General features: G+C 74.2%; 21 protein-coding genes. 10 read left to right on the forward strand and 11 right to left on the reverse strand.

Annotation, left to right across the window (positions count from 1 at the left end; translation table 11 throughout):
• The first annotated feature begins 97 nt into the window (after positions 1-97).
• From AB2L27_RS01980 to AB2L27_RS02000, 5 genes are all read left to right on the forward strand, one after another.
• Positions 98-556, forward strand: coding sequence for a DUF805 domain-containing protein (locus AB2L27_RS01980; protein WP_370439789.1), 459 nt, complete (start codon positions 98-100; stop codon positions 554-556).
• Positions 557-694: 138 nt separating this feature from the next.
• Positions 695-1,324: an AIM24 family protein gene (locus AB2L27_RS01985; protein ID WP_370439972.1), complete on the forward strand. Its 630-nt coding sequence runs from the start codon at positions 695-697 to the stop codon at positions 1,322-1,324.
• Positions 1,324-1,992, forward strand: coding sequence for an AIM24 family protein (locus AB2L27_RS01990; protein ID WP_370439790.1), 669 nt, complete (start codon positions 1,324-1,326; stop codon positions 1,990-1,992). Before AB2L27_RS01985 ends, AB2L27_RS01990 begins: the two co-directional genes overlap by 1 nt.
• Positions 1,992-2,765 (forward strand): AIM24 family protein, encoded by a 774-nt coding sequence (locus tag AB2L27_RS01995; RefSeq protein ID WP_370439791.1) that lies wholly within the window; start codon positions 1,992-1,994, stop codon positions 2,763-2,765. The genes AB2L27_RS01990 and AB2L27_RS01995 overlap by 1 nt, the downstream gene beginning before the upstream one ends.
• Positions 2,762-3,778, forward strand: coding sequence for a dipeptidase (locus tag AB2L27_RS02000; RefSeq protein WP_370439792.1), 1,017 nt, complete (start codon positions 2,762-2,764; stop codon positions 3,776-3,778). Before AB2L27_RS01995 ends, AB2L27_RS02000 begins: the two co-directional genes overlap by 4 nt.
• Here the strand turns inward: AB2L27_RS02000 and mshC are convergent.
• Genes mshC through AB2L27_RS02020 form a run of 4 tightly spaced genes read right to left on the reverse strand, consistent with a single transcriptional unit; the run spans position 3,775 to position 7,184 of the window.
• The gene (mshC, locus tag AB2L27_RS02005; RefSeq protein ID WP_370439793.1) at positions 3,775-5,028 is read right to left on the reverse strand and encodes a cysteine--1-D-myo-inosityl 2-amino-2-deoxy-alpha-D-glucopyranoside ligase; all 1,254 of its coding nucleotides are present in this window, start codon (positions 5,026-5,028) and stop codon (positions 3,775-3,777) included. The two genes, AB2L27_RS02000 and mshC, sit on opposite strands and share 4 nt — an antisense overlap.
• Positions 5,029-5,051: 23 nt before the next feature.
• Entirely contained in the window at positions 5,052-5,900 is an 849-nt protein-coding gene (locus AB2L27_RS02010) for an SCO1664 family protein (protein ID WP_370439973.1), read from the reverse strand.
• A complete protein-coding gene (locus tag AB2L27_RS02015) occupies positions 5,897-6,445 on the reverse strand; it encodes a DUF3090 domain-containing protein (RefSeq protein WP_370439794.1) in 549 nt (182 codons plus the stop codon). Before AB2L27_RS02015 ends, AB2L27_RS02010 begins: the two co-directional genes overlap by 4 nt.
• Positions 6,446-6,455: 10 nt before the next feature.
• Complete coding sequence (locus AB2L27_RS02020; protein WP_370439795.1) at positions 6,456-7,184, reverse strand: histidine phosphatase family protein; 729 nt, start codon at positions 7,182-7,184, stop codon at positions 6,456-6,458.
• A 141-nt stretch (positions 7,185-7,325) separates the two neighbouring features.
• Here AB2L27_RS02020 and AB2L27_RS02025 point away from each other — a divergent pair, with 141 nt between their 5' ends.
• A complete protein-coding gene (locus tag AB2L27_RS02025) occupies positions 7,326-8,372 on the forward strand; it encodes a magnesium and cobalt transport protein CorA (protein ID WP_370439796.1) in 1,047 nt (348 codons plus the stop codon).
• 10 nt (positions 8,373-8,382) lie between these two features.
• Here the strand turns inward: AB2L27_RS02025 and AB2L27_RS02030 are convergent, their stop codons facing one another.
• Both AB2L27_RS02030 and AB2L27_RS02035 read right to left on the reverse strand, forming a co-directional pair.
• Positions 8,383-9,225, reverse strand: coding sequence for an undecaprenyl-diphosphate phosphatase (locus tag AB2L27_RS02030; protein ID WP_370439974.1), 843 nt, complete (start codon positions 9,223-9,225; stop codon positions 8,383-8,385).
• A 152-nt stretch (positions 9,226-9,377) separates the two neighbouring features.
• The gene (locus AB2L27_RS02035) at positions 9,378-9,671 is read right to left on the reverse strand and encodes a primosomal protein (protein ID WP_370439797.1); all 294 of its coding nucleotides are present in this window, start codon (positions 9,669-9,671) and stop codon (positions 9,378-9,380) included.
• A 92-nt stretch (positions 9,672-9,763) separates the two neighbouring features.
• Between AB2L27_RS02035 and AB2L27_RS02040 the strand changes: the two genes are divergently transcribed.
• Together AB2L27_RS02040 and AB2L27_RS02045 are read left to right on the forward strand one after the other, a co-directional pair.
• Positions 9,764-10,036, forward strand: a complete 273-nt coding sequence (locus AB2L27_RS02040; protein ID WP_370439798.1) for a DUF5703 family protein — start codon at positions 9,764-9,766, stop codon at positions 10,034-10,036.
• An 87-nt stretch (positions 10,037-10,123) separates the two neighbouring features.
• Positions 10,124-11,221, forward strand: coding sequence for an LLM class flavin-dependent oxidoreductase (locus AB2L27_RS02045; protein WP_370439799.1), 1,098 nt, complete (start codon positions 10,124-10,126; stop codon positions 11,219-11,221).
• 97 nt (positions 11,222-11,318) lie between these two features.
• Here AB2L27_RS02045 and AB2L27_RS02050 read toward each other — a convergent pair whose 3' ends face one another.
• Positions 11,319-13,208, reverse strand: a complete 1,890-nt coding sequence (locus AB2L27_RS02050) for an ABC transporter ATP-binding protein (protein WP_370439800.1) — start codon at positions 13,206-13,208, stop codon at positions 11,319-11,321.
• An 89-nt stretch (positions 13,209-13,297) separates the two neighbouring features.
• Here AB2L27_RS02050 and AB2L27_RS02055 point away from each other — a divergent pair, with 89 nt between their 5' ends.
• Complete coding sequence (locus tag AB2L27_RS02055) at positions 13,298-13,765, forward strand: PPOX class F420-dependent oxidoreductase (protein ID WP_370439801.1); 468 nt, start codon at positions 13,298-13,300, stop codon at positions 13,763-13,765.
• A 49-nt stretch (positions 13,766-13,814) separates the two neighbouring features.
• Here AB2L27_RS02055 and AB2L27_RS02060 read toward each other — a convergent pair whose 3' ends face one another.
• A complete protein-coding gene (locus AB2L27_RS02060) occupies positions 13,815-13,985 on the reverse strand; it encodes a DUF1059 domain-containing protein (RefSeq protein WP_370439802.1) in 171 nt (56 codons plus the stop codon).
• Complete coding sequence (locus AB2L27_RS02065) at positions 13,982-15,175, reverse strand: EAL domain-containing protein (protein ID WP_370439803.1); 1,194 nt, start codon at positions 15,173-15,175, stop codon at positions 13,982-13,984. The genes AB2L27_RS02060 and AB2L27_RS02065 overlap by 4 nt, the downstream gene beginning before the upstream one ends.
• 211 nt (positions 15,176-15,386) lie before the next feature.
• Between AB2L27_RS02065 and AB2L27_RS02070 the strand changes: the two genes are divergently transcribed.
• A complete protein-coding gene (locus tag AB2L27_RS02070; RefSeq protein ID WP_370439804.1) occupies positions 15,387-16,604 on the forward strand; it encodes a lytic transglycosylase domain-containing protein in 1,218 nt (405 codons plus the stop codon).
• Positions 16,605-16,654: 50 nt separating this feature from the next.
• Here the strand turns inward: AB2L27_RS02070 and AB2L27_RS02075 are convergent, their stop codons facing one another.
• Both AB2L27_RS02075 and AB2L27_RS02080 read right to left on the reverse strand, forming a co-directional pair.
• The gene (locus AB2L27_RS02075) at positions 16,655-17,467 is read right to left on the reverse strand and encodes a zf-HC2 domain-containing protein (RefSeq protein WP_370439805.1); all 813 of its coding nucleotides are present in this window, start codon (positions 17,465-17,467) and stop codon (positions 16,655-16,657) included.
• The gene (locus AB2L27_RS02080; protein WP_370439806.1) at positions 17,464-17,973 is read right to left on the reverse strand and encodes a sigma-70 family RNA polymerase sigma factor; all 510 of its coding nucleotides are present in this window, start codon (positions 17,971-17,973) and stop codon (positions 17,464-17,466) included. Before AB2L27_RS02080 ends, AB2L27_RS02075 begins: the two co-directional genes overlap by 4 nt.
• Positions 17,974-18,092: the final 119 nt, after the last annotated feature.

Consider the following 18,092-nt stretch of genomic DNA (forward strand, 5'->3'; position numbering starts at 1 on the left):
GCGTGGGTGACACGGCCGGTCGATCTCCCCGCACCACGACGAAGATCACGGCACACTGGTGCGGGCCCGGACCGCCCAGCCGTTCGAGGGGGACGCAGTGAACTTCCAGACCGCGATCAAGACCGGCTTCTCCCAGTACGTGACGTTCTCCGGGAGAGCCCGGCGCTCGGAGTACTGGTACTGGGTCCTCTTCAACGTCCTCGTGGGCGTCGTGGCCTCGATCCTCGACGCCGTCCTGGACACCAGCACCAGCCGCGGCGTCGGGCTGTTCTCCACCATCACCTCCCTCGCCCTGCTGCTGCCCAGCCTGGCGATCTTCTGGCGTCGCATGCACGACATCGGCAAGCCGGGTCTGTGGTTCCTCGCCTACTTCATCCCGATCGCGAACATCGTCTTCGCCATCGTCTTCATCGTCTGGTTCTGCCAGGACAGCCAGCCGGGCCCCAACCAGTACGGACCCAACCCCAAGGGCCTCGACGCCGGTCACGGCCAGTTCCCCGGCCAGCCCCCGCAGTTCGGCGGTCCGAACCAGTACGGCCAGCCCGGTCGGTCCTGAGCCGGCAGCACCACCCCGCGGGGGCGGTCACCACCGGGTGACCGCCCCCGCGGCGTCCCCGGCCCGGCCCGCGCCATGATGGTCCGACCAGCAGTCCCCGACGTGCGCAACGACGTGCCGAACACCGAGGAGGAGCTCGTGTCCTGGCGGCTCGAAACACCGCGCGTCCTCGTCGTCGACCTCGACGGGTCCAAGGGCAGCGCCGTGCGCGCCCAGACCGGCTCGATGGTCGCCTACGAGGGCGACGTGCAGTTCAAGAACGCCGGGATGGGCGGCGGAGGCGGCCTGCGCGCCGCCTTCAAGCAACGCGTCACCGGCGAGTCCCTATCCCTCATGGACGTCACCGGCCGCGGCACCGTCCACTTCGCCGTCGACGCCGGCTACGTCCTCGTCCTCGACCTCGCCGGGGACACCCTCAAGGCCGAGTCCGAGGGTCTGCTCTGCCTGCAGGACAGCCTGACGACCGACGTCACCTTCACCGGCCTGCAGGGCGCCTCCAGCGGCCAGGGCCTGTTCACCACCACCGTCACCGGCCACGGCCAGGTCGCGCTGCTGTCCCTCGGCGGGCCGCCCATCGCGCTGCGCGTCACCCCGCAGACCCCGCTCGTCGTCGACCCCGACGCCTACATCGGCGCCGTCGGCACCCTCTCCCAGTCCTTCGTCACCGACGTCTCCTGGCGCAACCTCATCGGCGAGAGCTCCGGAGAGGCGTTCTCCCTGCGGTTCGAGGGCCACGGCGTCGTCTACCTCCAGCCCGAGGAGCGCTGATGGGCTTCACCCAGGTCACCTCCAAGGTCGTCCTCGCGCAGGTCCGCCCCGGCGCCGAGGTCCTCGCCCGCCGCGGCGCCATGCTCGCCACCACCGGCCGCATCGCCTTCTCCCCCGTCGTCGGCGGGCCCGGCGGCGGCGCCTACGGCGGTGGCATCGCCTCGGCGCTCGCCCGTGGCGTGCAGGGCGAAGCCGTCCCGCTCATGGTCGCCGAGGGCGACGGCACCGTGCACTACGGGTTCCGCGGCCACCACGTCACCGTCATCGACCTCGACGGTTCCCAGCCGATGTCGGTCGAGGCCGACCGGCTCCTCGCCCACGACGCGAACCTCTCCAGCTCCGTGGTCTTCCTCGGCCAGCAGGGCGGGCTGCGCGGCGCCGTGCGCGGCGCGGTGACGGGCCAGGGCCTGTTCACCACCCAGCTCTCCGGCCGCGGTGCCGTCGCGGTCCTGTCCCACGGCGGCACCTTCGCCCTCCCCGTCGGCGGGAACCGCCAGGTCGTCGTCGACCCCCAGGCCTACGTCGCCCACGTCGGCAACCTGCGCCTGGACGTGGCCACCGCCGTCTCCTGGCGCGACGCCGTGGGCCGCGGGTCCGGGGAAGGCGTGCAGCTCAAGGTGTCCGGCCAGGGCACCGTCTACGTCCAGGCGAGCGAGGAGAAGCTCTGATGGCCTCCACCAGCCCCCAGCCCCTCGACCCGTCGACGCTGCCCGACCACGACAACCTGCCCGACAACCCGTACGCCTACTGCGTCCGGCTCACCGGGCCGCTGTTCATGCAGACCGGCCGCATGATCGCCTACTACCCCGCCGGCGGCGGGACCATCCGGTTCGAACCCCTCACCGCGACGTCCATGACCGCGATGGTCGCCTCCACGTTCTCCTCCCCCCTCTACAGCCGGGACTGGGTCGTCGCCAACGGCCAGGGCCACGTCCTGCTCGGCGACCGCGGGTACGACATCAACTCCTACGACCTCGACGACGGCAACCTCACCGTCCGCGCCGCGAACCTGCTGGCCTTCGACGCGAGCCTGGAGCTCAAGGAGTCGATCATCCCGGGGTTCCTCACCCTCATCGGGACCGGCAAGTTCCTCGCCAGCTCCTCCGGCCCCGTCATCTTCGTCGAACCCCCCGTCCGCGTGGACCCCGAAGCGCTCGTCGGCTGGGCCGACTGCCCCGCCCCCTCCCAGCACTTCGACGCCGGCTGGATGGGGCACTTCCTCGGCGCCGCCCGCGGCGCCCTGTTCGGCACCCGCTCCGGGGAGGAACGGCAGTACGACTTCACCGGCGCCGGGACCGTCCTCCTGCAGAGCTCCGAACGCATGCTGGAAGACCCGCAGGTCGTGCGCCGGCTCGAGGGCGAGGTGCGGCAACTGGGCCCGAACCAGCTGCGGCACCTCTCAGGGGTCATCCAGCAGCAGTTGCAGCAGCACCAGCAGTGAGCATCGACCTGCACCGCGACGTCCTGGCCACCCACCCGGTCTTCGACGGGCACAACGACCTCGCCTGGGAACTGCGCGAACGGTTCGCCTCCGACCCCCGCGCCGCGGGGCTGCTCGACCAGCCCATCCTGCACACCGACGTCCCCCGCCTGCGCGCCGGAGGCGTCGGAGCGCAGTTCTGGTCCGTCTACGTCCCCTCCGACCAGGACCCCGCCGCGGCCACCGTCGCCGTCCTGGAACAGATCGACGTCGTGCGCCGCCTCGTCGCCACCCACCCCGACGTCCTCGCCTGGACCCCCACGGCCCCGGACGTGCGGGAGGCGCTCGCCGCCGGACGCATCGCCTCCCTCGTCGGGGCCGAGGGCGGGCACTCCATCGCCGGCTCGCTCGGGGTGCTGCGGGAACTGCGCCGCGCGGGCCTGGCGTACCTGACGCTCACGCACCACGACAACACCCCGTGGGCGGCGTCGGCGACGGGAGAACCCGTGGACCACGGGCTGACGGGGTTCGGCCGCGACGTCGTCCGCGAGATGAACCGGACCGGCGTCCTCGTCGACCTCTCCCACGTCCACGAGCGGACCATGCACGACGCCCTGGACGTCACGACACGCCCGGTGCTGTTCTCCCACTCCTCGTGCCGCGCGGTCACCGACCACCCCCGCAACGTCCCGGACGCCGTCCTGGAACGCCTGCCGGGCAACGGGGGCGTGCTCATGGTGACGTTCGTCCCCGCGTTCGTCGCGGCCCCCGGCGCCGACCGGGCAACCCTCCACGACGTCGTCCGCCACCTCGAGCACGCCCGCGAGGTCGTCGGGATCGAGCACGTCGGCCTCGGCGGCGACTACGACGGCACCGACGCGTTCCCCGACGGGCTGGGGGACGTGTCCCGCTACCCCGCGCTGCTGCAGGCCCTGGCCGACCGCGGGTGGTCGGCCGCCGACCTGCGGGCCCTCACCTGCGGCAACGCCCTGCGCGTCCTGGCGGAGGCGCAGGACGGCACGTCGGTGGACTAGCGGGCCAGCTCCACGCCCAGCAGCGCGGTCACGAGGTCCCGCACCAACCCGGGCGCGGTCTCGTCGGTGCCCTCCCCCGACGCGACCCACGCGTCGACGGCCGCCACCGCCCCGGGCGCGTCGAGGTCGTCGGCCAGGCGCTCCCGCACGCTGGCCAGCAGCTCGTCGGCGGGCGGACCGGCCGGGCGGGCGACGGCGGCGCTCCACGCCGCGAACCGCTCGCGCGCCGTGGCGAGGACCTCATCGGTCCACTCCCACTCGCTGCGCCAGTGGTGGGCGACGATCGCCAGCCGCACCGCGCCGGGTTCGACCCCGGCCGCCCGCAGCTTGGAGACGAGGACGAGGTTGCCCTTGGACTTGCTCATCTTCTCGCCGTCGAAGGCGACCATGCCCGAGTGCGCGTAGGCCCGGGCGAACGGACGGGAGTCCGGGCGCAGCAGGTGCGCGTGCGAGGCCCCCATCTCGTGGTGCGGGAACACCAGGTCCGACCCGCCGGCCTGCACGTCGATCGGCATCCCCAGGTGCTCCAGGGCGATCGCCGTGCACTCCACGTGCCAGCCCGGCCGGCCCCGGCCGAGGTCACCGGCGTCCCACGCCGGTTCGCCCTCGCGCTCCACCCGCCACAGCAACGGGTCCAGCGGGTCCTTCTTGCCCGGCCGCTGCGGGTCCCCCCCGCGCTCGGCGGACAGCTCCAGCATCGTCGCCCGGTCGTAGCCGCCCACCTCACCGAACGCGGTGTCGGCGGCGACGGGGAAGTACACGTCCCCGTCCGGCCCCCCGTCCACCCCCGGCACCCGGTAGGCCGCCCCGGCCGCGAGCAGGTCCCGCACGGCGGCGGAGACGAGGTCGACGGCCTCCACGACGCCCAGGTACTCCTGCGGCGGGACGACCGACAGCGCCTCCATGTCCGCGCGGAACAGGTCGATCTGCGACGCCGCCAGGTCGCGCCAGTCCACCCCGGTCGCGGTCGCCCGCTCCAGCAGCGGGTCGTCGACGTCGGTGACGTTCTGCACGTACCGGACGTCCAGCCCCGCGTCGCGCCAGGCGCGGCCCAGCAGGTCGAAGGCGACGTAGGTGTTCGCGTGACCCAGGTGCGTCGCGTCGTACGGGGTGATGCCGCACACGTACAGCGTCGCGGTGCCCTCGACCGGACCGACCGGCACGACCGCACCGGTCGAGGTGTCGTGGAGGTGGACGCGGGAACCCCGACCGGGCAGGGACGGGACGGGAGGGACGGGCCAGGAACGCACGGGCCGAACCTACCCGGCTTCCCTCAGAACGGCGGCCACGGGATGGTCCGGTGCCCCCGCGGCCGGGGCATCCGGTCGGCCGTCAGCAGCCGCTCGGTCCGCTCCAGCGTCGCCACGACCTCCTCGGTGGCCAGCAGCTCGCCCAAGAGCTCCCCCAGCGCGCCGTCGAGGTCGGCGACCAGGACGCTCAGCACCTCGCGCTCCTCGGCCAGCAACCGCGTCCCGCCGAACCCCCACAGGACGGTCCGCAGCTTCGGCTCCTCGTGGAACGTCAGCCCGTGGTCCACCCCGTGCACGGCCCCGGACCACCCCGGCAGCACGTGCCCGCCCTTGCGGTCGGCGTTGTTCAGCACGACGTCCAGGACCGCCATCCGCCGCAGCCGCAGGTCGTCGGCGTGCACCAGCGAGACCGGGCGCCCCGCGCCGTCCTCGGCCTCCAGCACCGTCAGCCAGCCCGGCTCGACCTGGCGCGGCGGCAGGATGTCCACGAGCCCCGCGCCCGGCGACGGAAGCACCACCCCGGCGGCGTCGGCGGGGTCGGCACCGTCCTGCTGCAACCACAGCTGCACCGACCCCGGACCCAGCGGCCCGTCGCGGAACACCGTGGGCGGCACCACGTCCCACCCCGTCGTGGCCGACACCGCGTAGGACGCGACCTCCCGCCGCGCCAGCGTGTCGTCCGGGAAGTCCCACAGCGGACGCTCCCCGGAGACCGGCTTGTACACGCACGCGAGGTCACCCTCGTCCGTCGTGGCCGTCGCGTACAGCGTCGCGTTCGACGCGTCCGCGAGGCGGCCGCGGACGTGCAGCTCCCCCGTGGCGAGCCGGACGAGCGCCTCCTGCTCCTCGACCCCGGCGAACGTCGCGCTCAGCGCCGGTACCCGTTCGCGCGCGGGCAGACGTGACCGACCGGGTCCAGCGGACCCGCGCAGAACGGGCACGGCGGCCGGCCCGCCGAGACCAGCGCCAGGGCCCGCGCGGCGAAGGCCCGGGCCGCGGCCCCGTCCAGGGACACCCGCAGCAGGTTCTGGTCCGGCCCGGGATCGGGCTCCTCGGGGTCGACGTCGGTGTCGCTGACCTCGAAGCACTCGATGACCACGACGTCGCGCTCGCCGTCCCAGGCCAGGCTCATCGTCCCGACCCGGAACTCCTCGTCGATGGGCAGGTCCAGCGGCGCGGTGTCCTCGCTGCCGGCCGGGGGCATCGCCGGGACCGGTGCGGCCCCGCCGGAGCGGCGCACGATCTCGTCGAGGAGTTCCCCGACGCGCTCGGCCAGCGCGGAGACCTGGGTCTTCTCCAGTGCGACGGACGTCACGCGCCCTCGTGCCCGGGCCTGGAGGAAGAAGGTGCGCTGCCCCGGTTGGCCGACGGTGCCCGCGACGAAGCGTTCGGGCGGGTCGTACTCGTGCACGGGCATGGGGGCGACCCTACGCCGCGCCCGTGCTGCCGCCCACGACCGCGTCGCTGCTGACCGTGCGGCGCGTCGAGCGGCGCTTCTTCTTCGCGGGCGCGAACCCGGCCAGGTCCCCACCGGAGTCGTTCATCCGCAGCACGAAGGGCCGCAGGGGCGCGTACCGCACGACCGACACCGAGCACGGGTCCACCGACAGCCGCTGGAACAGGTCCAGGTGCATGCCGAGCGCGTCGGCCAGCACGGCCTTGATGACGTCGCCGTGGCTGACGGCGACCCAGACGGCATCGTCGCCGTGCTCGGCCGCGACCCGGGCGTCGTGCTCGCGCACCGCCTCCAGGGCGCGGTGCTGCATCGTCGCCAGCCCCTCCCCGCCCTCACCGGGGAACACCGCCGCCGAGGGGTGCGACTGCACGGTCCGCCACAGCGGTTCCTTGGTCAGGTCCTTCAGCGCCCTGCCGGTCCAGTCGCCGTACTTGCACTCCCCCAGCCGCTCCTCGGTGCGCAGCGCCGGGCGGGGACCCGACGGTCCGTCCACCGCGCGCAACGCGTCCGCGGTCTCCTGGCAGCGTTCCAGCGGGGACACGACGAGGTCGGCGACGGGCACCGGAGCCAGCCGCTGGGCCAGCGCCTGCGCCTGGGCGCGACCGGTGTCGTCGAGGTGCACCCCCGGCGTCCAGCCGGCCAGGACGGCGGCGGTGTTGGCGGTGCTGCGGCCGTGGCGGACGAGCAGGAGGGTCGGCACGGCCCCACTGTAAGGGCCGGGGTGTGCGGTAGCTGTTGGGTGACGTACAACAAACGTAACAGTATTAGTGCCGGTAACTGAACTTCTACAGCTACTGCGAACACGGACCCGGCAGGGCACGATGACCCCCGTGATGCAGCAGTGATCATCGATGTGGCGACCTACCGGGACGGGCGTCGCCACGAGGTCCCCGACCTCGCCGCCGCCCTGCGCTCCTGCCACGAGGACGGTGCCGGCCCCTCCCCCGCCCCGGGGCCGGCGGAGTTCCTCTGGCTCGGCCTGACGGACCCCACGGCCGAGGAGTTCGCCGACGTCGCGTCCTCCCTGCAGCTGCACCGGTTCGCGGTCGAGGCCGCGGTCGAGGGCCACCAGCGGCCCAAGATCGAGTGGTACGGCGACACCGTCTTCGTCGTGCTGAAGGTGCTGGAGTACTTCGACGAGACCTCCAGCGTCGAGACCGGCGAGATCATGCTGTTCGTCGGCCGCCGGTTCGTCGTGACCGTCCGCCGCGGCCCCGCGGGCTCGCTGGCGGGGGTCCGGTCGGCCGTCGAGGCTGACGAGCGGCGACTGGCCCGCGGCCCCCAGGGCGTGCTGCACGCCGTCATGGCGCACGTCGTCGACGGGTACGCCGCCATCGACGGCGAGCTCGGGCGGGACGTGGAGGACATGGAGGAGCAGGTCTTCTCCCCCGACCGCAGCTCCGACGCCCAGCGCATCTACTCCCTCAAGCGCGAGGTGCTCGAGGTGCGTCGCGGGGCCTTCCCCCTGGTGGCCCCCCTCAGGAAGCTCGTCGACGCCGGCGTCGCGGGGCGGGGGGACGAGGGCGGGACGCCGTCGCCCGGCGCGGTGCACCACCTCGCCGACGCCCAGGCGCTGTTCGTCCTGCGGGACGTCCTCGACGACCTCGTGCGCACCGTCGAGCACGTCGAGACGTACGACCGGCTGCTGACCGACATCCTCAACGCCCACCTCGCCCAGGTGTCGGTGCAGCAGAACGACGACGCGCGCAAGATCTCGGCGTGGGCGGCCATCGCGGTCGTCCCCACGATGATCGCCGGGGTCTACGGCATGAACTTCCAGCACATGCCCGAGCTGAGCTGGCGCTACGGCTACCCGGTCTGCCTGCTGGCGATGGTGACCGTCTGCACGGTCCTGTACCGCCTGTTCAAGCGTTCCGGGTGGCTGTGAGGGGCCGTCCTCACCCGAAGCTGGTGCCGTGCCAGGCCGGCAGGACCTGGGCGAGCACCAGCACGTAGACCACGAGGGCCAGCGCGATGCGGTACACGACGAACACGGTGTAGCTGTGCGTCGTGATGAAGCGCATGAGCCAGGCGATGACGGCGTACCCGACGGCGAAGGCGACGAGGGTCGCCACCGCCGTGGGCGCCCACGCGATCGCCGCGCCCGTGCTCACCTCGTCGTACAGCTGGTAGAAGCCGGACAGCACGACGGCCGGGATCGCCAGCAGGAAGGAGTAGCGGGCGGCGGCCTCGCGGGTGTAGCCGAGCAGCAGCCCCATGGTGATCGTCCCGCCCGAGCGGGAGACCCCGGGGATGAGCGCCATCGACTGCGCCAGGCCGAAGAGCAGGCCGTGCTTCCACGTCAGCCGGTCCAGGGTCCGCTCCTTGCGCCCGACCCGGTCCGCGGCCCCCAGCAGGAGGGCGAAGACCCACAGCGTCGTGGCGATGACGGCGAAACCGCGCAGCGTCGTCTCGATCGCGTCCTGGAAGACCAGCCCGAGGACGCCGATGGGGATGGTCCCCAGGATGACCAGCCAGCCCATGCGGGCGTCGGGGTCGTCGCGCGGGACCCGGCCGGCGAGCGAGCGGACCCAGCGGGTGATGATCCGCGCGATGTCGCGGCGGAAGTAGAGGATGACGGCGGCCTCGGTGCCGAGCTGGCTGATGGCGGTGAAGGCCGCGCCGGGGTCCTGGGCCCCGATGAGGGTGCCGACGATGGCCAGGTGGCCGCTGGAGGAGATGGGCAGGAACTCGGTCAGGCCCTGGACCAGACCGAGGAACGCTCCTTCGAGGACGCCCATGCTCACGCCGGGGCACCCCCCGTCAGCGGGCAGGGGGAGACGACGGACGACCTGGGGGTGAGCACGGCGGCACGCTATCGGCTCCCCCGGGCCCCACTCCGTGAGCGGCGCGGTGCGTCACGCGGGGCGCACCGAACCCTCACACGGGGTGGTCAGAGGGGCGTGGGGCCGTCCGCACCCTCGTCGTCGTCCGTGTCGTCGTCCGTGTCGTCGTCATCGGTGTCGTCATCGTCACCGTCGTCATCATCGTCGTCGTCGTCGTCGTCGCGCTCGTCCTCGACGTCGTCGTAGAGGACGAAGGGCGTGACCTCGTCGTAGGCGTCGTAGATCGCCTCCTCGTACACCTCGAAGGCGTCCGCCACGCGCTGGTAGGCGTCGGCGACGGCGGGGTCGGTCTCGCCCCGCCGGTTGGCGGCGGCGGCGAGGTGGTCCTCGAGGGCGGCCACGAGTCGGGCCAGGGCCGCGCGCGGGTCGGGCGTCATGGTCCGACCGTACCGGGAACGGGTGCCCTCGCCCCACCGGGTGCATCATGGTCCCGATGGCTGCGCACGAGGGGAACACGCCCGACCGGTCCACCGGTCGCCGGGACCGTCGCGGAACGGGCGGGACGCCGGGCCCGGGCGGTGGCGAGGAGTACGAGTACCGGGTGCTGACGCTGACGCGGGAGACGTCCCGCTCAGACGCTCGCCGCCTCCTGACCGAGCACGCCGAGTACGGCCGCTGGGAGCTGGCCCGGGTCCGCCTGTACATGGGCGGCAACCGCAAGGTGTGGCTCCGGCGCAAGATCATCCGCGTGGCCCGCACCGCCTGACCCGCGCCGCGACCCTCCGGTGGGCCCCGAGGTCCTGTAACCTTCAACCAGGTGCGTGCGGACGCACGCCCCTGCGAGGAGGACGGCATGCAGTTCGGGATCTTCAGCGTCGGCGACATCACGCCCGACCCCACCACCGGCCGCGCGCCGGACGAGCACGAGCGCATCAAGGCGCTGGTCACCATGGCCGAGCACGCCGAGCAGGTGGGGCTGGACGTCTTCGCCGTCGGTGAGCACCACAACCCCCCGTTCGTGCCGTCGGCCATGACGACCCTGCTGGGGTGGATCGCCGCGCGCACCACCCGGCTGACCGTCTCGACGTCCATCGCCCACATCACCACCAACGACCCGGTGCGGATGGCCGAGGACTACGCGATGCTGCAGCACCTCAGCGAGGGCCGCGTCGACCTGGTCCTCGGCCGCGGCAACGACGGCCGGCTCTACCCCTGGTTCGGGCAGGACCCCCGCCGCGGGGTCGAGCTGACGGTGGAGAACTACCAGCTGCTGCGCCGCCTGTGGGACGAGGAGGTCGTCGACTGGCAGGGCGAGTTCCGCACCCCGCTGCAGGGGTTCACCTCGACCCCGCGTCCGCTGGACGGTGTGCCGCCCTTCGTCTGGCACGGGTCGATCCGCACCCCGCAGGTCGCCGAGATCGCCGCGTACTTCGGGGACGGCTACTTCGCCAACAACATCTTCTGGCCGAAGGAGCACTACATCCGGCTCATCGACCTCTACCGCGAGCGCTACGCCCACTACGGGCACGGCAGCCCCGCGCAGGCGGTCGTCGGGCTCGGCGGGCAGGTGTTCATGCGCGCGAACTCCCAGGACGCGGTGCGCGAGTTCCGGCCCTACTTCGACAACGCCCCCGTCTACGGGCACGGGCCCTCGCTGGAGGAGTTCACCCGGCAGACCCCGCTGACCGTGGGCACCCCCGACCAGGTGGTGGAGAAGACCCTGACCTTCCAGGAGTTCTTCGGCGACTACCAGCGCCAGCTGTTCCTCATGGACCACGCGGGGCTGCCGCTGAAGACCGTCCTGGAGCAGCTCGACCTGCTGGGTGAGCACGTCGTCCCGGTGCTGCGCAAGGAGTTCGAGGCCCGCCGCGCCCCCGGCGTGCCGAGCGACCCGCCCTCGCACGCCGCCCGCGTCGCGGCGCGGTCGACTCCCCCGGCCCCGCCCGCCTGAGCGCCAGGCCGCGACCGGGAGGCGTTCGGGGTCGTGGTCCTCGGGGGCGCGGTCCTCGGGGGCGAGGTCCTCAGGGCGAGGTCGGGTGGGGCGGGGTTCAGGGGGTGAGCCCGGCGGCGGGGGTGTCCTGGCCCGTCTGCTCGCCGCCGTGGCGGTGCAGTTCGGCGTAGCGGCCGCCGCGGGCGAGCAGGTCGTGGTGGGTGCCGCGTTCGACGATGCGGCCGGCTTCCAGGACGAGGATCTGGTCGGCGCCGCGGATGGTGGACAGGCGGTGGGCGATGACGATGGCGGTGCGGCCTTCGAGGGCTTCGTCGAGGGCGGCCTGGACGGCGACCTCGGAGGCGTTGTCGAGGTGGGCGGTGGCTTCGTCGAGGACGACGATGCGGGGGTGGGCCAGCAGGAGGCGGGCGATGGTGAGCCGTTGGCGTTCCCCGCCGGAGAAGCGGTAGCCGCGTTCGCCGACGACGGTGTCGAGCCCTTCGGGCAGGAGGGCGAGGAGGTCGGTGAGGCGGGCGCGGTCGAGGGCGTCGAGGAGGTCGGCGTCGGTGGCCTCGGGGCGGGCCAGGCGCAGGTTGGAGCGCAGGGACTCGTGGAAGAGGTGCCCGTCCTGGGTGACGACGCCGACGGTGCGGCGCAGGGTGTCGGCGGTGAGGTCGCGGACGTCGTGGCCGCCGATGCGGACGGCGCCGGTGTCGACGTCGTAGAGGCGGGCCAGGAGCTGGGCGAGGGTGGACTTGCCGGCGCCGGAGGAGCCGACGAGGGCGATGACCTGGCCGGGTTCGACGGTGAAGGTGATGTCGTGCAGGACGGGGACGCCGCCGCGGGCGTCGAGGGTGGCGACGTCCTCCAGGGAGGCGAGGGAGACGTCGGCGGCGGCGGGGTAGCCGAAGCCGACGTGGTCGAACTCGACGGTGAGGGGTCCTTCGGGCAGGGCGTGGGCGTCGGGGCGTTCGCGCACCAGGGGGACGAGGTCGAGGACCTCGAAGACGCGGTCGAAGCTGACGAGGGCGCTGGTGACGTCGGCGCGGGCGCTGGCGAGGGCGGTGAGGGGGGCGTAGAGGCGGGTGAGCAGGAGGGCGAGGGTGACGATGCTGCCGGCGTCGAGGGTGCCGGCGATGGCGGCGAGGCCGCCGACGCCGTAGACGAGGGCCAGGGCGAGGGCCGAGACGAGGGTGAGGGCGGTGACGAAGACGGCGCGGCGCACGGCGGTGGTGACGCCGATGTCGCGCACGGCGCGGGCGGCGGCGGCGAAGGAGCGGGATTCCTCCTCGGGGCGGCCGAAGAGCTTGACGAGGGTGGCGCCGGGGGCGGAGAAGCGTTCGGTGCTCTGGTTGGTCATGGCGGCGTTGAGGTCGGCGGCGCGGCGGGCGAGCAGGGCCAGGGAGCGGCCCATGCGGCGGGCGGGCAGGAGGAAGACGGGCAGCAGGACCAGGGCCAGGGCGGTGATGCGCCAGGAGATGCCGATCATGACGACGGCGGTGAGGGCGACGGCGACGACGTTGCTGACGATGCCGGAGAGGGTGTCGCTGAAGGCGCGCTGGGCGCCGAGGACGTCGCTGTTGAGGCGGCTGACGAGGGCGCCGGTGCGGGTGCGGGTGAAGAAGGCGACGGGCATGCGCTGGACGTGGTCGAAGACGCGGGTGCGCAGGTCGAGGATGAGGTCTTCGCCGAGGGTGGAGGAGAGCCAGCGCACGGCCAGGCCGAGGCCGGCTTCGGCGAGGGCGACGGCGGCGATGAGCAGGGCGAGGGTCAGGACGCGGTCGCGGTCGCCGGTGCCGACGGCGTCGACGGCGCGGCCGGCCAGGACGGGGGTGGCGACGGCCAGGACGGCGAGGGCGACGCTGCCGGTGACGAACAGGGCGAGCAGCCGGGAGCGTTGGCGGGCCATGTCCAGGACGCGGCGGGGGGTGGTGGGTCGGTAGGAGCGGTGGCCGGGGGTGCTCATCGCCTTCCACAGCGCGGTGTGGGCGGCGTTGTCCATGCTCACTGGTGGGTCTCCGTGTCTTGACGCTGGGTGTCTCGACGGTAGGTGCTGCAGCGCGGTGCAGGTCCAGGGGTGGGGGTAGCGTCCGGGGCATGAGCCCGCGAACCATCGCGACCGAGCGTCGCGTCGAACTGCCCGAGCTGCTGGACTTCGTCCGTCCCCGTCACCACGTCGTGCTCTCCACGTTCCGCGCCGACGGGTTCCCGCAGTCCTCCCCCGTCACCGCCGGGGTCGACGGGTCGGGGCGGATCGTGGTCTCGACGTACCCGGACCGGGCCAAGGCGCGCAACGCCCGCCGCGACCGGCGGGGGTCGGTGCTGGTGCTCTCGGACGACTTCGGTGGGGCGTGGGTGCAGGTCGACGGTGAGTGGGAGGTCCTCGACGGGGAGGAGGCGGTGGAACCGCTGGTGGAGTACTTCCGGTGCATCTCCGGGGAGCACCCGGACTGGCAGGAGTACCGGCAGGCGATGCGTGAGCAGGGCAAGTCGTTGCTGCGGTTGACGATCCGGCGGTGGGGGCCGATCGCGACGGGTGGGTTCCCGGCCCGCCTGGCGGGCTGACCGGCGGACCGGCAGGGGACCGACCGGCGGGCTGAGGGGCCGCTGGGGGTCAGCGGTCGCGCAGGTGCTGCTCGACGGCCTGGACGAGGGTGAGGTCGACCTCGACGTGGTGGTCGCTGCGGGCGTGCTCGGCGACCTGGTCGAGGATGTCCTGGCGGTCGGTGCCGGTGAACTCGCGGGTGCAGCCGGGGACGACGTCGCCGCAGCGGAAGGCCTTCACGCTCCCATGCTCCAGCCCGGGTGCCCGGCCGGGGCGGCGGGGTGAGCGCCGGTGGCGGCCACGAGGTCGAGCACGAGGTCCTCGACGCCGACGACGCCGACGTAGCGGCCGGCGGCGTCGGTGCAGACGAGGGGGTCGAAGCGGACCGCGGCCGAGCGGGCCACGGCGCGGGCGGCGGCGTCGGCGACGGCGGTCTCGGGGGCCACGGTCGTCTCGACGGTCTCCACCCGGGGCGGGCCGTCGGGGCACTGGGCGGGCAGGACGATGACGCGGGGCACGTCCTCGCCGTCGACGACGACGACGGGGGCGCCCTGTTCCCGCGCGGAGCGCACGGCGTCGCGGACGGTGCGGTCGGTCTTGGTGCGCCGGGCCAGGTCGCGGGTGCGGCGGGCGTGCCCGGGGGGGCGCCGGGAGGAGCCGGTCGCGGTGGGCAGGTGCAGCAGGGTGCGGGCCTGGGCGTCGAGGTCGGTGAACTCGGTGCCGGGGCGGGCCAGCAGGAAGCCCTGCACGAGCGGGACGCCCATGCCCCGCAGCACGTCGAGCTCGTCGACGGTCTCGACGCCCTCGGCGATGATCCAGGCGTCGAGGCGGCCGGCGCACTCGCCGAGGAACTGCACGAGGGAGCGTTTGACGAGGTCGTGGTGCAGGTCGCGCACGAGCTGCAGGTCGACCTTGAGGATCTCCGGGCGCACGACGGCCATCCGCAGCAGCCCGGAGTGCCCGGTGCCGACGTCGTCGAGGGCGACGAGGGCGCCGCGGTCCCGCAGCACCCGCAGGGGTTCCAGGAGCTGGCGGGGGTCGCAGTCGGCGTGCTCGGTCAGTTCCAGGACGACGCCGGTGAGGTCGTGGGCCAGCAGCTCGGCCACGACGCGCTCGTCGGCCAGGGACGTGGGGCTGACGTTGACGGTGAGGAAGGTGCCCGGCGGCAGGTGCGGGAGGCGTCGCAGGGCCCCGGCCACCACGACGCGGTCCAGGTCGCTGTCGCGGCCCAGGGCGCGGGCGGCGCGGAACCACTGCTCGGTGGGGACGTCGGAGGTGAACCGGCTGAGCACCTCGTAGCCGGCGACGCGGCCGGCGGCGACGTCGACGACGGGGTGCAGGACCAGGCGCAGCGCGTCGGGGTCGGCGCAGACGGCGTCCAGTCGCCGGTGCCACCGGCCCCGGTGCGCCACCTCACCCGCAGCGGCCACTGTCCACCCCCTCGTCGCGGAACACCGCCGAAATCACTCCCCGTAGCTGTTCCCGACCACAGTGTCGTCAAATCCTCGCCATGACCAGCCCGTGAGGATCCTGCGTCGTGCCGGGGAGCATATCGGGGTGACGGCATGGTCACACGCTGTTGAGACGTCGGGCTGTCCGGGGAGTGTCAAGGGCGTTCCCCGGGGTGTCGATGCCCTCCCGGTGACCACCCGAGCGCGCGAGGACCTGCCCGCCCCTCCCCCGGCTCCGCCCGCTGCCCGCCCGGTGCGGCGCAGGGGCCGGCGACTGGTCCTCACCGCGGTGGCCGCCGTGACCGCGGTCGGCGTCGTGGCCGGGCCCGCGAGCGCCGCGCCGGATCCGGCGGGTCGGACCTCGCAGCCGACCGCGCAGCGGACCTCGCAGCAGGCGCGGGCCGAGGCGGCGGCGGCGGTGCGGGCCGCGCAGGCGGCGGGTGCGGCGGTGCAGGCGGCGCAGGAGGAGCTGGCCCGCTCGGGGGCGGCCGTGGGGGTGGCGGTGAGCGCGAGCGTGCAGGCGCAGGTGGAGGCCGACCGGTCGGCGGCGCGGGCGCGGGCCAGCGAGGCCGCCGCGACGGCGCGGGTGCGGTCGTTGTACATGGACGGGGCGCTGGGGCCGGCGTCGTCCGGTGCCCGGCGGGGGTTGGCGTTGCTGAGCTCGGCGGTGTGGGGGGCCGATCCGGCGGTGGCCGAGCGGGCGGTCTCGGCGGTGCGGCGCCGGGACCGGGCGCAGGTGCAGGCCGGGGTGGTGGCGGCGTCGCAGGCGCGGGTGCGGGCGGGTGAGAGCGGGGCGGGGGCGGTCGAGGCGGTCGCGGCGGTGCGGGACGTGGCCGTGCAGGTCGCCCGCGCCGAGGAGGCGCTGCAGGTGGCCCGGTCGCGGGTGGAGGGGTTGCGGGGGGAGGCGGCGCGGTTGCAGGCCGCCGAGGAGGCCGCGGCGGCGCTGGCTGCGGCGCAGGCGGCGGCTGCGGCGGTGAACGTGTCGGCGGCGGGGCGGGCGGCAGCGGTGCGGGCGCGGGGGGTGCCGGCGGACTGGGCGGACCTGTACGTGCGGGCGGCGGCGACGTGTGCGGGGATGCGTCCGGCGCTGCTGGCGGCGGTGGGGCAGGTCGAGAGCGGGCACGGGGTGAACACGGGGCCGTCGGTGGCCGGGGCGGTGGGGCCGATGCAGTTCATGCCGGCGACGTTCGCGGCGTACGGGGTGGACGGGGACGGGGACGGGGACGTCGAGGCGCAGGACCCGGCCGATGCGGTGTTCAGCGCGGCGGCGTACCTGTGCGCGAACGGGGCCGGGCGGGGCCGGGAGGCGGAGGCGTCGGCGGTGTTCCGGTACAACCACGCCGACTGGTACGTGCAGCTGGTGCAGCGGCTGGCCGACGAGCTGCAGGGGCAGGGGTTCGGGAGCTGAAGTGCCCGGGTCCGCGGGGGTGCAGGTCTGGGGGTGCTCGGGTCGGGTGCTCAGGTCTCCCGGTGCTGCAGGACGGTCAGGCCGGTGAGGGTCCTGACCTGCACGCTGCGGATCTGGGCCGGGCTCCAGGAGGTGGCGCCGCTGAGCTGGGCGTCGCGGCCGGGCAGGGCGGTCCAGGTGCCGATCTGCTCGGTGGCGCCGTCGGCGCCGGTGACGACGAGGGCGTAGCGGTCGGCGCGGGTGGCGCCGGCGTCGGCGTAGGCGCAGACCAGGTCGACCTGGGTGCCCCAGGGGACCTGGGTGAGGGCGACGGTCGCGGTGATGGCGGTGTCCGCGACCGGGTCCATCAGCAGGGCCTGCCCGTGCGCTGTCCCGGCGGCCGGGCCCTGCGCCTGGGGTGTGCCGGCCGGTCCCCCGCTGAGCGGGCCGGTGGTGAGGACGGTGGTGAGGACGGCGGCGATCCCGGCGGCGGTGGCCAGGGCGCTGGCGAGCGCCGCGCGGCGGGTGCGCCGGCGGCGGCGGACGGCGCGCAGCAGGGCGGGCAGGACGGTGTCGGGCAGCGGGTCCGCGGCAACGCCGTCGGGGGGCCCGGGGTGGGGGTCGGGGTGGGGCGCGTCCTCGGTGGGGGTGTCGAGGACGTCGCGGGGGGTGCGCGAGAGCAGCCCGGGCAGCCCGGCGAGTTCCGCCACGCTACGGCGGCAGTCGGGGCAGGTGTGCAGGTGGCGTTCGAAGTCGGCGCGGTCGGTGGGGCTGAGAGCGCCCAGGACGTAGGGGCCGGCGGTCGTGGCGTACGGGTCGTCGTAGGGGTCGTCGAACGGGTCGTCGAACGCGTCGTCGAACGCGTCGTCGGACGGTCCGGTCATCGGCGGCTCACCCCCATCTCCTGCAGGGCCAGTCTGAGGTTCATCAGGGCGTAGTGGGTGCGCGACTTCACGGTTCCCTCGGGGATGCCCAGGGTGCGGGCGGCCTCGGCCACGGAGCGGCCGGCGAAGTAGCACTCGCGCAGGACGGCGCGGTGCTCGGTGGACAGCCGGGTCAGGGCCCGGGTCAGGACCCACTGCTGCAGGACCTGCTCGGACTCGTCGACGACGGCGCGGTCGGGGACGTCGGCGTGCACCCGTTCGCGGCGGTGACGGGCCGAGCGCCAGTCGTCGATGACCAGGCGGCGGGCGACGGTGAACAGCCACGCGCGGGTGGAGCCGCGGGCGGGGTCGAGGGACTCGGGGTGGCGCCAGGCGCGCAGCATCGTCTCCTGGACGATGTCGTGGGCGCTGACGCGGTCACCGGTCAGGGACACGACGTAGGCCCACAGGGCGCCGGCGTGCTCGTCGTGCAGGGCACGCACGAGCTCCTCGTCGGTCTCGGTCACCGCTGGTCCTCCCCGTCCGCGCCGGTCGTGGCTGTGCGCCCCGTCGAGGACACCACGAGGCAGCCGGGGGAACGGTTCGCCGCCGTGGGCGGGATCTGGGCGGGATGCCGGCGGGATGC

This window comes from Kineococcus halophytocola (assembly GCF_041276425.1).
Taxonomy (GTDB): Bacteria; Actinomycetota; Actinomycetes; order Actinomycetales; family Kineococcaceae; genus Kineococcus; species Kineococcus halophytocola.